This is a genomic window from Sporosarcina sp. FSL K6-1522 (genome assembly GCF_038622445.1).
Classification (GTDB): Bacteria; Bacillota; Bacilli; order Bacillales_A; family Planococcaceae; genus Sporosarcina.
The window spans coordinates 3,536,315-3,550,959 of record NZ_CP152019.1 but is presented as its reverse complement, the minus strand read 5'-3'; the positions used below and the strand labels follow the sequence as shown (position 1 = coordinate 3,550,959).

At 40.7% G+C, this 14,645-nt stretch carries 10 protein-coding genes; 9 read left to right on the top strand and 1 reads right to left on the bottom strand.

Features of this window, described 5'->3' with window-relative positions; genetic code table 11:
* The first annotated feature begins 138 nt into the window (after nt 1–138).
* The 8 genes from MKY34_RS17690 (at nt 139) to MKY34_RS17655 (ending at nt 10,739) form a co-directional block, all read left to right on the top strand.
* Entirely contained in the window at nt 139–747 is a 609-nt protein-coding gene (locus tag MKY34_RS17690) for a copper resistance CopC family protein (RefSeq protein WP_342512433.1), read from the top strand.
* Nucleotides 748–1,842, top strand: coding sequence for a CopD family protein (locus MKY34_RS17685; RefSeq protein WP_342512432.1), 1,095 nt, complete (start codon nt 748–750; stop codon nt 1,840–1,842).
* Nucleotides 1,843–2,012: 170 nt separating this feature from the next.
* Nucleotides 2,013–3,122 (top strand): NAD(P)/FAD-dependent oxidoreductase, encoded by a 1,110-nt coding sequence (locus MKY34_RS17680; protein WP_342512431.1) that lies wholly within the window; start codon nt 2,013–2,015, stop codon nt 3,120–3,122.
* A 232-nt stretch (nt 3,123–3,354) separates the two neighbouring features.
* The gene (locus tag MKY34_RS17675; RefSeq protein ID WP_342512430.1) at nt 3,355–3,801 is read left to right on the top strand and encodes a MaoC/PaaZ C-terminal domain-containing protein; all 447 of its coding nucleotides are present in this window, start codon (nt 3,355–3,357) and stop codon (nt 3,799–3,801) included.
* A 123-nt stretch (nt 3,802–3,924) separates the two neighbouring features.
* Nucleotides 3,925–5,508: an AMP-binding protein gene (locus MKY34_RS17670; RefSeq protein WP_342512429.1), complete on the top strand. Its 1,584-nt coding sequence runs from the start codon at nt 3,925–3,927 to the stop codon at nt 5,506–5,508.
* Nucleotides 5,509–5,981: 473 nt separating this feature from the next.
* Nucleotides 5,982–6,761 (top strand): aspartate dehydrogenase, encoded by a 780-nt coding sequence (nadX, locus tag MKY34_RS17665; protein ID WP_342512428.1) that lies wholly within the window; start codon nt 5,982–5,984, stop codon nt 6,759–6,761.
* A gap of 228 nt (nt 6,762–6,989) precedes the next feature.
* Nucleotides 6,990–10,112 carry a DEAD/DEAH box helicase gene (locus tag MKY34_RS17660; RefSeq protein WP_342512427.1) on the top strand — a complete coding sequence of 1,041 codons (3,123 nt, stop codon included), beginning with the start codon at nt 6,990–6,992 and terminating at the stop codon, nt 10,110–10,112.
* A 36-nt stretch (nt 10,113–10,148) separates the two neighbouring features.
* Nucleotides 10,149–10,739, top strand: coding sequence for a hypothetical protein (locus tag MKY34_RS17655; RefSeq protein ID WP_342512426.1), 591 nt, complete (start codon nt 10,149–10,151; stop codon nt 10,737–10,739).
* A 156-nt stretch (nt 10,740–10,895) separates the two neighbouring features.
* On the opposite strand, the gene MKY34_RS17650 is transcribed toward MKY34_RS17655, so the two are convergent.
* Nucleotides 10,896–11,528 (bottom strand): LysE family translocator, encoded by a 633-nt coding sequence (locus MKY34_RS17650; protein WP_342512425.1) that lies wholly within the window; start codon nt 11,526–11,528, stop codon nt 10,896–10,898.
* 972 nt (nt 11,529–12,500) lie between these two features.
* Between MKY34_RS17650 and MKY34_RS17645 the strand changes: the two genes are divergently transcribed.
* A complete protein-coding gene (locus MKY34_RS17645) occupies nt 12,501–14,645 on the top strand; it encodes a DNA methyltransferase (RefSeq protein WP_342512424.1) in 2,145 nt (714 codons plus the stop codon).

Here is a 14,645-nt window from a genome sequence, read left to right as displayed (position 1 = left end):
ATATGTTTTGTTATTATCATATTACCTATTACTAATATGTGTGTCAATTTTCATCATATTAGTGGTAACTAATATGTGAGGTTTCTTGTACAATAAATTTGATTGACATTAATACTGCTTTTGAAAGGAAATGAAAAAATGAAGAGGATTATGAGCGCTACACTGATTTTGCTGTTCGCATTTATAACGACAGTCTCTGCGCATACGGGTTTAACGAGCTCTTCACCAGCTGATGGGGAAGTCGTAGTTGCAGACATTTATAAAGTTGACTTGGAATTTAATTCGAAAATTGAATCGACGAGTACGGTAAAAGTCTTTAATGAAAATGAAAAGGAAATGATTATTAGTAATACTCAAGTCAATGATCATGTGATGACAGGCGCCTTCATGTCACCATTGGATAAGGGGACATATACCGTGGAGTGGAAGATTATTGGTGCGGATGGACACCCAATCCAGGGGAGCTATTCATTTGTGGTGAGTCAAGAAGAAGTGGGAAGTACTCATGCACATACACAAACAGAAACGCACGCGCATGATTCATTGAAGGGGAGTGGGAGTCAACATCATATGGAGGATCCGATTGCACACGGAGAAACCAAGAAATCAGTAGAAAAACCTGTAGAACAGCAAGCAGAGGCTACCTCAAAAATAGCGTCGAATGATGTACTCGTTGTCATTCTTGTCGTTTTATTTACAATCGCTGGCGGGTTTGTTGGCTGGTTGATAGGAAGAAGGCAAAAGTAAATGGTTTGGATTTATCTTGCTGAAAGTTTATTGTATCTTTGTTTTTCGCTCTTAATGGGCGCATTTATCATTCAATTTATTCCTGATCGTCTGAAACCAGAAATACGTATTTCGAAGCGACTGATTCAACTAGCGGTGTTAGGAATTGTGTTCTTTTCGGTTGCTCCTGTCATTCGAATCATCCTATTTCTTTACGAAGACATCGGCCTGGTGATGACGATGCAAAACGTGCTGGGCGGATTTGAAGTAGGGAAGGCTTGGAATATTACGGTCATACTGGCTATTTTCTTTTACTTATTCATTTCGTTATTCCCAGTATTGAAAAGCAAAGCACTGTCTGGTATATCACTTGTTTTCACGTTCATTCTTCTGTTGGCATTGGGCTGGGCAAGTCATGCAGCATCGCTTACGGAATGGAGTGGCTTCGTATTTCATTCCTTACACTTTTTAACTGTTACGGTATGGATTGGACTACTCCTTATCGTCGGTTGGTGTTCGAAAAATCAAGACAACTGGCTTTCTTATTTGAGGTGGTTTACACCTTTAGCAATCGGCTGTTTTCTCACAATCATGGGAACAGGGTTCTTTCTTATGACATTGGTCATCGATGTAAACGAGTATGGGGACGCATGGATGCTGTCATATGGACAAGCCCTATTGGTAAAACATCTGACCATCATACCTGTGTTGTTTTTTGCTTTTATCAATGGATTTTGGATGAAGCGCAAATTGCAGCGACAAGAGCCCATCAATCCTATCCCGTGGTTGAAATTCGAAAGTATATTACTGTTCTTTACTTTTGTTTCGACGGGTGTCTTGGGACAACAGGAACCTCCTCATAGTATTGAGACAACGCTTGGTGGTAGTGGACCTTCTGCCATCTTCGATTATTTTTATTCAGGGGTCATTGATCCTGCTATGCATGTGCAATTGGGGTTCAATACAATCAATACATTGTTTTTTATCGTCGCACTGATTTTCATGTGGCTAATTGTATACAGTTTTAGGAAGAAAGTGGCTGCAGTTGTGCCCTTTTTTATGGGGATGTTCTGCATTCTTTCGTTATATTTTGGGTTGATGGCTAGCATTTTATAAAAAAAGAAGTCTGTTGAGTAAAGAACATTACTAGATAATCGAACCGTTATTTCGCTTTGTAAGGCAATAACGGTTCGTTTTATTTTTCATTCAAATAGATGTTTGACTGTTTTGAGAAATGAAGATATATTATATTCAAATGAACATTTGAATGATGGGAGAGAAATAGCATGCCTAACAAAACCACAACCGAAGATCTTCATTGTGAAAAAGAAAATGTAAATTGCATTAAAAGCTATGAAACCATTGTGATAGGAGCAGGCCAAGCTGGGCTTACAATGGGCTATTATCTCAAACAACACAAAGGGGATTTTTTGATAATTGATAAAGGAAAAGCCATAGGGGAGGTTTGGAGAAATCGATATGATTCTTTACAACTATTCACACCCCGAATGTACAGCTCGTTACCTGGTCTTGCCCTAGAAGGGAAACAACACGGTTTTCCAACTAAAAATGAAGTTGCAGAGTACTTAAAGTCTTATTCAGAATTAATGGCATTGCCTATTCAAATGGACACTGAAGTTCTACGTGTAAGTAAAACTGAAGCCGGTTTTTGTATAAAAACAACGAAAGATACATTTTATACGGCAAACATCGTGGTAGCCACAGGACCATTTCAAAAAAAGCAGGTCCCAGCATATTCGAGTTTACTGAGCAAAAAGATTGTACAGCTACATTCTTCTGAGTATAAGAACCCGAGTCAATTGCAAAAAGGAAATGTGCTTGTTGTAGGAGGGGGCAATAGTGGCGCTCAAATCGCAGTTGAATTATCAGAGGACAAAGAAACCTATTTAGCCATAAGTAAAAAGCCTCGATACTTTCCGTTGACTATTGGTGGAAAAAGTGTGTTTTGGTGGTTTGATAAATTAGGCATATTAAAAGAAACGAACACATCATTGATCGGGAACATTATTCGAAAAAAAGGCGACCCAATCTTCGGAGCGGAATTGAAGAATGCTATAAAAAAAGGGGATATTATTGTTAAGGGAAGAGTTGGAAATGCTTTGGATAACAAAATCATGTTTGAGGATTCAACTACACTTGAAGTGAGCAACATAATATGGGCAACTGGATTCCAACAAGAATATGAATGGTTAAAAGTAGGCGGTGTAATCGGTGGTAAGAAAGAAATTATTCACAACAGAGGGATAAGCCAGGTAAAGGGCCTCTATTTTTTAGGGTTACCGTGGCAATCGCGCAGGGGCTCCTCTTTGCTTCAAGGAGTAGACTATGATGCTAAGTATATCATTGAACATATGAAGTCCACAGTTATCCAATAAAATGAAACTTAATGAATGATTTGTCGTATAGATATATTGAACTAGTAAATGACTCATTAAAAAGCCTTTACACTTTTACGTTAGCGATTGATAACACTTGTTAGCTTTTGCTTACATAAAAGAATAGATTTAATTCGGACAAAGTCATTATGTATAGACTTATGGCATTCGGCATGCATCTTGCAAATAGACTAGGTGTAGCTGAAAAATAGAATGAGAGGTTTGTGATTAGGTGAAATATCATGAATTCCAAGTGGGGCAGACATTTGAGACAGCGCCTACGACAACTACGAAAGAAGACATTATCGACTTTGCATTAAAGTTTGATCCCCAGTACATGCATATCGATGAGGAAAAAGCGAAAGCAAGTATGTTTGGCGGTATTATTGCTTCCGGTATGCATACAGTATCCGCCACATGGAATGCCTGGGTGCAACTTGGACTCTTTGGAGATGATGTCATAGCTGGAGCGGGCATAAAAAATGTGACATTCCGTAGACCTGTTTTTCCAGAGGATCAATTGATTGTCAAAGCGAAGATTATTAGTATGAAGCAGACGAAGGAAGATCGAGGGGCAATTACGCTTTATTTAGCAACGTATAACCAAAAGAATGAAATGGTACTTGAAGCAGAAGTAACGGGGCTTGTAAAAGTTGAAGAAGTGCGGCATGTGAAGTGAAACAGACTAATGAATGATTCGTGTGGCTGTCATAAACATGGGTCATTAAATTTGAAAGCGCATACAAAATTCTGTGATAGAATTGGCACCCAAATTACTACAACGAACGAGGGGGAATTAGACATGAAAGTAAATTTTGGGAAAATGTTATTCAATCAGGTACAACAATGTGGCGATAAAACAGCACTTGTCAATATTGAACGGAACCGTCGCTTTACCTTTAAAGAATTGCATGCGATTACAAATAAAGTCTGTCATATGATGAAAAACCAATTTGATATGGGAGTTGGTGATGTGTACGTCAATTTGCTTGAAAACGATAATAATAGCCTGTTAAGTCATTGGCTGTGGAAGGGGGAAGCAACCGGGGCGTGGTTGAACTATCGTGATTCACTTGACGAACATCTTTATCAAATTGATTATGTAAATCCTAAAATCATTTTTGTTGAGAATGCCATATTAGAGAAGGAACATTATTATAAAGCATTTAGAGAAAGAAATATTGAGATAATTGTTATGGATAAACCGGAAAAGGGAATGCCGGGAGTTCATTATCTGTGGGATTTACTTGAAAATGAAAGCGATGAAGAAACAAATGTTGAATATGATAAGGATCAGCATATCGTTTTATATCGATTTACAGGAGGAACGACAGGTAGAGGAAAATGTGCGATGTATACGTTACGAAATAAGTTGGGCGCCATGAACCAGACATACGCGTATACAGAGGAACTTTTTAATGAGCATTCAAAGTTCCTTCATGTAACCCCTTTAAGTCACGCCAGTTCGCTTATTGTTTTGCCCGTTTATTTTAAAGGAGGAACGAATTATACCATCAACATTCCCGACTTGGAGCTTTTATGTAAAACCGTGCAGGAACATCGACTAACGAGTACATTTGTCGTCCCAACATTATTATATCGACTATTAGAGCTGGGATTAGAAAGCAAATATGATTTAAGTAGCTTGGAGAGAATCATATATGGGGCTTCTCCTATGAGCCCAGCGAAGCTAGAAGATCTTCAAAGCAAGTTTGGAAATGTCTTTGTACAAGGGTATGGATCGACGGAAGCCTGGCCGTTAGTCGCGGTACTTGGTTTGAAGGATCACATTATTGAAACGGATGAGGACCGACAAAGATTGACTTCGGCGGGACGACCACTTCCCGGAGTTGAATTAGCTATTATGGATGAGGCAGGGAAAGAAGTGCCTCTTGGAGAAATTGGTGAGATTTGGATTCGTAGTGAATCGGTCATTCCAGGCTACTATCGTGCACCAGAAGAGACCACATCCGGGTTTTCAGAAGGGGGTCATTGGAAATCAGGCGATTTGGGATATATGGATTCTGCGGGGTATGTGTATATTGTAGACCGTAAAAAAGATATGATCATCACAGGCGGGTTTAATGTGTATGCGGTAGAGGTGGAAAACGTCATTAATTCACATCCGGCTGTGCAGCAATCTGTCGTAGTGGGCATCCCACATGAACAGTGGGGAGAAACGGTTATGGCTGAAGTGGTCCTGAAAGAAAACCAAGTTGTAACGGATGTAGAGTTGACCGAATTTATGAAAAGCAAACTCGGTTCTTATAAAATTCCTAAAATCATTCACTTTGTTGACGAGCTACCTGTTACGGCCGTCGGAAAAGTGCTTAGAAGGTTTGTTCGCGACAAGTATTGGAAAGAAACAGCTCGAAATGTACATTGATGGAGTGATTTTGATTTCGTAGGAAATGATAAAATCTTGTGCAGTGAGCAAGTTCATATTATAGAGCATTCCAGCGTCGTTGTTCTGCGGAACATCTGGAATTGCACTTACAATAAAACCGATCTAATAGCATTTTTATAAGATCGGTTTTATTTTTTTTGACCTATATTCACTTCTTTTATTTGAAAATCAGTGGCGTTAAAAAGTGATGTAGCCCATAGCGGTTCCATCAGTGATAAGATATGGGGTGGAAGTGGTATTGAGGAAGGAATTGTGGATGATGTTCCTCACCTATATAAATGGAACGTATGATTATGACTAATCTCTAGCGAAGGCGCCTTACAAGCGGTCGCCGGAGCCGTAAGACTGGCAGTGGTTTTCTGCCTGGCTTATGAGGGAGGCATCCGCAAGCGCCGAGCGTTGTTAGGAAGGTTCTTTTTGTTCAATATATTAATATATAAGGGAGGCCGACGATGAATATCGGTTTAATAGGTGCAGGGGCGGTTGCTCATTTTTTATTGGGAAAACTGAACCATCATCAACATAAAACGTTACGAATCACAAGTATATTTGTGCGAAACAGGGAAAAATATCGGTTGTTGGAATCGGAGTTTGGGGTCACGTTGTATACTGACCTTGAAAAGTTTCTGGATTCGGGAATCGATATTGTCGTGGAGGTAGCGAATGTCGATGCAGTGAAAACCTTGTTGCCAGCTGTAATGAAGGCGAAGGATGCAGTGGTAATCAGTGTAGGGGCATTTGCAGATGTAGCCTTATTAACAGAAATTAGTCATTTTGCGAATGACTATAAAACGACTGTGCATTTGCCGTCGGGTGCAATAGGCGGTTTAGACTTGGTGCAAAATGCACACGCGCTTGGCACGATTACTAGCGTTTCGTTAACAACTCGGAAACCTGCCAGCTCGTTGATTGACGAAGACATCGATGAAGCGAAGATTGTATTTAAGGGAAAAGCCATGGATGCGATTCAGCAATTTCCGAAAAACATGAATGTCTCCATTGTCCTGTCATTGGCTGGGATAGGAATAGAAAAGACGAACGTCTGCCTCGTAGCTGATCCACATATCGATAAAAACATTCATCATGTGGAAGTCATCGGCGATTTTGGCGAAGCGACATTCTCTATTACGAATAATCCACTGCCAGAAAATCCGAAGACGAGCTATTTGGCTGCTATGAGTATTTTAGGGACGTTAGAAAGAATTAGTGGACGAGTTAGAATAGGTGGATAAGAGAAGTATCTTTTATCTGAATTCAGCAGAAGACCTTACTTACATAAGTGTCTGGATGAATGCAAGTGTTCTTACTGCTCGGTGGGTATTCCGACTCCAGCTGAACTCAGATAAAGCCTCCGGCGGATGTCACGGATTTTTAAGGGGAGATTTTCGAGCCTACTCGAAAAAATCCGGACGCAATTAAGCCGAGGCGTAATTGATTATATAGAAAGGAGGTCGAATGCAATGATCACTCAACAGCAGATTCTAGACATGTGTGGAAACAGTGCGTTTAAAAAAGGAGAAGCCTTTTATCGCTCAGGGAAAGTAACGATAGAACACTATACGGGTACGCATTGCCAAGCGATTGTGGCGGGTACAGAAAATTTTACTGTCACAATTGACGATGATGGGGAAGATGGAATTCGGACAGCATGCAGTTGTCCATCGTTGCCTTTCTATCCGTTCAAATGTCAGCATGTCGCCGCGGTTTTGCATGCTGTCATTGAATTTGATAAGCCTTCGGTAACGGATGGACTGCTATCCCTTTTCAATGAAAAACCTACAAGGTCAACTGGACAGCAGCTTCATTTCGAAGACCGAGAAGTAATGGACTTGCTGTTTACGTGGATGCCTGTTGCCGTCAAGGGCGGACATATGCTAGGCATCGAAATGCAAATTGGTTCGGTTCCAGTAGAGTATATTCGGGATTTTTTGAATCACATATATGAAGGGAAGTCAACATCTGTATTTGATTCGAACCGCCATTGTTTCCCGCGCGAAGCGGATGCTGTTCTTCAACAGCTCATCCACATGCATCAGGAGAACCAAGTGTACGTAGCTGACCCTACAGTTAGTCCGCAAACATTACTTATCCCACCTACATCATGGAATCGACTACTCCCTCTTTTGAACAGCGCACCGTTCGTAAGATTAGGGACCGATGGAAAGTACAGGGCTGGCATGCGGCTCTCAGATGGGCCATTGCCTGTACAATTCCATTTTGACAGGCTAGAAGGCCAGGGACATTATTTGGAAATTGACGGATTGGCTCATATTCTTATCCTCAAGGATTATCATTCCGTCCTCTGCAACAGGCAACTGTTTCAGCTGGACAAGGAGGATTGCAAACGCCTCACGGATCTCAAGCAGATGGTTGACACCTCGGGAGCCTGTCGACTGCCGATTGCCAATGAACAAATTGGTTTCTTCCTAGAAAAAGTCGTCCCAGGGTTAAGGAGGATTGGTGAAGTACAACTTGCCGAAATCGTTTTGGACAAACTGGTGACATCCCCATTGCAAGCAACGCTGTACATCGATCGTGTCAATAACCGTCTGCTTGCAAGTTTGGAATTTCAATATGAACATATTGTCATGAATCCTTTAACAGAAGGGGATTTGCCGACGGGTTCGGTACTTGTTCGCGACTTGGAGAAAGAAGGTGACATCCTTGCGTTAATGAAAGAAAGTGCTTTTACGGAAAATGATGAAGGTTATTTATTACATAATGAACAATTGGAATATGAATTTCTACAGCATATCCTTCCGAAATTGCAAAAGCTCGTGAAGGTCTATGCGACGACAGCCATCAAAAATCGCATTTTCAGAGGCCACGCCCGACCACGGATTCGCGTGAAATCACAGGAAGAGCGAACGAATTGGCTCGAATTTAAATTTGAGATGGAAGGTATCCCAAACAAGCAAATACGTGAGATCCTAGAAGCCTTGGAGGAAAAGCGCAAGTATTACCGTTTAAAGGATGGAGCTCTTCTGTCATTAGAAACAAAGGAGTTTGAAGCCATCCAACGTTTTTTGAATGAAGTTCCCGAGGGGCTGGATGAATTGGAAAGAGGTTTGTCCGTTCCGATAGGACGTGGAATTCGCTTCCTTTCTGGTGCCGATGAGGAGGGCCTATTCAAAGTAGAAGCATCAGCTCGCCAGTTTTTTGAAAGCTTGCTTCAGCCTAGTAGTATGGGAATTGAAATGCCGACACAACTGGCAACGGTTCTTCGTGATTATCAAAAACAGGGCTACCAGTGGATGAAAACACTGGCGTCACATCACTTAGGCGGCGTGCTAGCAGATGATATGGGGCTAGGCAAAACGTTGCAGAGCATTGCGTTCATCCAGTCCGTGCTACCTGAAATTCGTGAGCAAAAACGGAGGGTGCTAATTGTTTGTCCTTCTTCGTTAACGTATAACTGGTTGAGTGAGTTTCAGAAATTCACACCTGATATTCATGCGGTCATTATGGATGGACCAAAAAAGGTGCGGACAAAGCAGCAGAATGAATTAGAAGGTACAGATGTGTTGATTACCTCTTATCCGTTGATACGCCAGGATATTCAGTGGTTTGAGAAGCAAGACTTCCTAACCATTTTTTTTGACGAGGCGCAGGCATTCAAAAACCCCATTACGCAAACAGCCCGAGCGGTGAAAAAATTGCAGGCGGACAATCGATTTGCGCTGACGGGGACTCCTGTTGAAAATTCAGTGGAAGAACTGTGGTCCATCTTTCATATCGTATTTCCGGAGCTATTCATGGGGCTGCGTGCATATAGTGAACTCACGCCAAAAGCAATAGCCCGCCGTGTTCGACCATTTTTACTACGGCGGCTGAAAGAAGATGTCCTTACAGAGTTGCCGGAAAAAATTGAGTCCATAGAAACAACGGAGCTGCTGCCCGAACAGAAGAAGCTCTATGCTGCTTATTTAGCAAAGTTGCGCCACGATACGTTGAAGCACTTGGATAAAAACACGATCCAAAAGAATAAAATCCAAATCCTTGCAGGACTCACTCGGTTGCGGCAAATCTGTTGCCACCCCGCCTTATTCGTGGACGGCTATCAAGGAAATTCGGCGAAATTTGAGCAGTTGAAACAGCTACTTGAAGAAGCAAAGCTCGCGGGCAGAAGGGTATTAATCTTTTCCCAATTTACAAAAATGCTTGGCATTATCGGCAAGGAGTTAGCGATGAATGGCACCCCTTTCTTCTATTTAGATGGCCAAACACCTTCGGAAGATCGATTGGAAATCTGTAACCGATTCAATGCAGGAGAGCGTGACTTGTTTTTGATTTCACTGAAAGCGGGTGGGGCGGGTCTCAATTTAACAGGGGCCGACACGGTCATTCTCTATGACCTTTGGTGGAATCCAGCAGTAGAGGAACAGGCTATGGACCGTGCTCATCGCATCGGTCAAAAACGAACTGTCCATGTACTCAAACTCGTTGCCCGTGGAACGATTGAAGATAAAATGAATGAACTGCAGGACAAGAAAAGAGATTTGATTGAAAAAATCATTGATCCGAAAGAGAAGGCAAGTACATGGCTAACGGAAGAGGATATTCGGGAGCTGTTGGAAATATGAAAATCGCTTCAGTCAAACAAGAAAGGTGTCTTATCTATGTTTTCGATTGAACAACTACAAAACGTGATTGCAGGAAAAGTCGTGGGGAACAAGTTCCCCTATGATACAAACAATGCGCAAGAAATTGAGGGACATATTCGACGATTATTTCATCGAATCAATCGTATTCCGAATGTAGTATGTGAAGCAGAGTGGAATCATTTTGGAAGTGGTTACGCCTCTTTTGTTGAATTTTTTTGTTATCAAAAGGAAAATGTCAAAGTTGTTAAAGAAAAGTACGGTCGTCGAGAGATAGAGACGGAAGGGATAATTATCAATATTTGTCGTTTAGCACCTGTAGCCATTATGGGCGAGGATGACAGGTGTAAAACGATTCGTATCGAAACGAACGAAGTCGTGGGCGGGGCCTCTGGTTCTTTGCTTGATGGTCCATATCGATTAGACATAAGTGAGAAGTTCCAAACATTAGAAAAGAAATTGACACAAGCCTTGCAAGAATTTGACTATGAACGTTTGGCAGCTGACAAGTTGAATCAACCGTTGCCTTTTCAAACAAAAATCCCAACAATCTATCGTGAACCTAGAAAGTATATCGTTATGGATGCTATTTTTTATTGGGAGGATTAGTAGAATGGTTTCAGTAAATCTAAAATGATAGTGAAAGCATTTTATACCCATAGCAAGCACAAGCATATCTGAAATTGATGCAACTATAAATAAACCAATGGTGTAAAACAGCGCCTCCTGAAGCCAGGTAGGCGCTGTTTTACGCTTACGATCAACCTAATTCACCGATTTTTCCAAGGCTAATTTTATACCAAAGCCAATCAATATGGCCCCTGTGATTCCTTCAATACTTTTTTGAGCCGCCGGTTTTTTCATAAAAGCACTGATTTGATGAATTAAATAGACATAAAATAAAAACCATAAGGCAGTCAAAACCGTATACGTGATGCCCATGATAAGAAACGGTACAAGTGTAGGGCTTTCTGGGTTCACAAATTGAGGCAAAAAGGTTAAGAAAAAGACCGCAACTTTGGGATTTAGGATGTTGGAAAGGAACCCTTGTTTGAAACAAGAGGCGTTTTCAAATCGTTTTTGGGTATCGGATTCAACGGTTGCGATGCTTTCTTTTTTCCATAAAGCCCATAATGTTTTAGCGCCTAGGTAGATTAAGTACACAGCACCAATGTATTTGAAGACGGAAAATAATAATGCTGATTTCATAATAATTGCCGAAAGTCCTAATACGGCAGCGGACGTATGAATCAGCAGAGCACAGCACGTGCCGAAAGCCGTTTTAAGCCCGCCACTTTTCCCGACAATGAGCGTGTTTTTTGTCGTAATCGCCGTATCGGGCCCGGGCAAAATAATGAGAAGAACACACATAAGGACAAATACATAAAAGTTTTCCATTGCAGTACCACCTCCTGATTATAATAAGGGTTTTAAAATATCTGATATTACACCGTATTATATAGGAAGCTCGTTAGTAATTGAACATAAAGTTGCTAGCTTGAAGTAAATTGTATTCATCGGACTTTTTGTTCTACTATATGGGTTGAACGTATGATTGTCCCCTATTCTCCAGTAGGGCGCCGAGCGTTTGTTAGGAAGATCCTTTTATTCAACGTATATGAATCAATTTTCATAATTACTTATTCCAGTTATAAAAACGAACAATTCATTTGTTAAATTCATTGTTCGCAAATATGGTGTGTACCCTCGTTGATTGGAGCGTAAGGCGGCGACTCCTGCGGGAACAGCGCGAGCTGAAAGCCCCGCAGGAAGAGCCATTACAAAGAATGGCTTTTGCGATCGAAAAGCGAAGCGTTTGGGAGCACCGCTTTTAGTGACGAGGAGATTGAAGCCGTGCCCGCGGAAAGCGTCCGCCTGAAGCGGAAATCAACCTTGTTCGGATTTTAGTATTGATTGTTCAATTATGAAACTAACTCATATAGTTCAACGTTTACAGCGTTGCCCATTGTATTATACTTAATGAATGGCCCATTTATAATTTTATCTTCATTCAGCAGAAAATTCCCACCTCGAGAGGTGGTGAGATGAATGCGGTTTTGTTTCCTGTTCAGTGGGTGTTCAAACACCGGCTGAACGATAGAGGAACGCAGGCTAAGGTCGCCACGTCCTGTGGCAATGCCTGCATGACCTGCATCGTGCAGGCCCAAGCCTCCGGCGGATGTCACAGATTTTTAGGGGAGCTTTGGAAGGCAACCTAAGTTCGCCGCATCCTGCGGCAACGGTTGCATGACCTACTTCCTGTAGGCCCCGAGCTCGAAAAAAATCTGGACGCAATTACGCCGGAGCGTAATTGATAGGGCGTAGATGTTTTATTTAAAAATACATATACATAAAAAAGGAGTATATACATTGTTACAAGACAACTTAAAATACAATGAAAACGTCAAGCCGAATACACTTTTCTTAAAGGAATTAAAAGAAAATCTCCCCGCATTTTTCACAGCGGATCAAGTTGATGAGGACGGTAATCTGATTGAAGAAGGGAAATTTGATCTGGAGAAATTTCAACGTGCCTTACAAGAGAATAATATTGATGAACTAACAAGTGGTTATCAGCTAGAGTTTATCGGAAAAGATTATGCGAAAAAACAAGCTGGAGAGTATACAACAACCGTTATCGTTCCCAATAATGATCATAATCATCTAGAAGAAAATAAAAATAGTAAGCATTTATTTTTCACAGGCGATAACTTAGAAGTATTACGCCATTTACAAAATAATTACAACAACTCCATTGATATGATTTATATTGACCCTCCTTATAACACAGGTAGTGATGGATTTGTGTATCCAGATAAATTTGAGTATAGCGATCAAGTGCTGAAGGACATATTTGGTATGAATGAAGCCGAATTACAACGGTTGAAAAGTATTCAAGGCAAAGCGACGCATTCCGCGTGGCTAACATTTATGTATCCAAGGCTATGGCTCGCTAAACGCCTACTGTCAGAAAAAGGCGTTATTTTTATGAGCATCGATGACAATGAGATGATGAATTTAAAGTTTGAATGTGATGAAATTTTTGGTGAAAATAATTATATCGCTTGTTTATCCGTTGAAAATAATCCGAAGGGAAGAAAAAACTCCTCTTTCGTGTCGGTCAGTAACGAGTATGTGTTGGTCTATGCAAAAGATAAATCGAAGAGTTCTTTCGTTGAAAATATCCCGAAAAAAGCTTCAGATATGGCGAAAGATGAAAATGGCAATTATGTGCACAATAGTGGTAAGCGAGTAGTTGTCGGTGAGAATAGCTTCAATCATAAGGTGACAGATTTTGATTCTAAAAAGCATTATAGCGTGTACTATCATAAAGTGAATGATGCACTGGAATTGATAAAAGAGAAATCTGTAGATGAACAAAATGAAGCATTAATAAATGAAGGATACAGCCGGTATATCTCCTTTTACAAAGGTGAATTTGTCGAAAATACGTATACAGAAGAAAAGCTTAGAGAGTTATTTGCCAAAAAAGCGTTGGATTTTACGGAGAAAAAACTCTTTGAAAAGAACTATAGCAGTAAAATTCGCATCAAAAGTATGTTGAAAAACGAAGAATACGATGCGATTATTAATAACGAAGTGAAGCGATATAAATTTGATATTAAAACCACTTCTGCCGGCACGTATCAAAAAGCGCTATTTGCCAAGAATGACTTATTATTTGATGCCCCTAAAAGTACAGATTTAATAAAAGGCTTTATGACGTTATTTGAACAGAAAGATATCACTGTGTTAGACTTTTTTGCCGGGTCAGCTACAACGGCGGATGCTGTTATGCAATTAAATGCAGAAGATGGCGGCACTCGTCAATTTATCATGATTCAACTGCCAGAAAAAACGTACGCACTCGATCATCAGGGCACAAAGATAGCGAATAAAAGTAGTAAATCTGCCTTCCATGCAGGTTATTTATCGATCGATGAAATCTCACGCGATCGTATTCAAAAAGCGAGCCGAAAGATTCAAGAAGAAACGGGCTTAGCACTTCCGAAACAATTTGATGGGGGCTTTAAACATTATACTGTTGTCGCGCCAGAACAACCGACATTAGACGATTTAGAAGCGTTTGATATGGAAACAGGGTTATTTAAAGATGCAAGTGGTCAGTTCAGGCAGTTATCGGAAAATGGATTTGATGATATGATTCAACCATTTTCGGCTGAGGGCTTGCAAGTGGAAGGGAATGCGAGTGGTGAAGATACCATTCTCACAACTTGGCTCGTAGCAGATGGTTATCCATTAGATGTCGAAGTTGAACGCATTGAATTACACGGTTATCAAGCAAGCTATGTGGATCATAGTCGTATATATGTCATGCATACACAATGGAATGCTACACAAACGAGAGAACTGTTAAATTTAATTGGGACGAATCAGCTAGCGGTTCAAACAATCGTTGTATATGGCTATTCATTTGATTTGGAAAGTATTAGGGAACTCGAACTGGGCTTGAAGCAATTGAATCGTAAAGTACATCTAGTGAAAAGATATTAA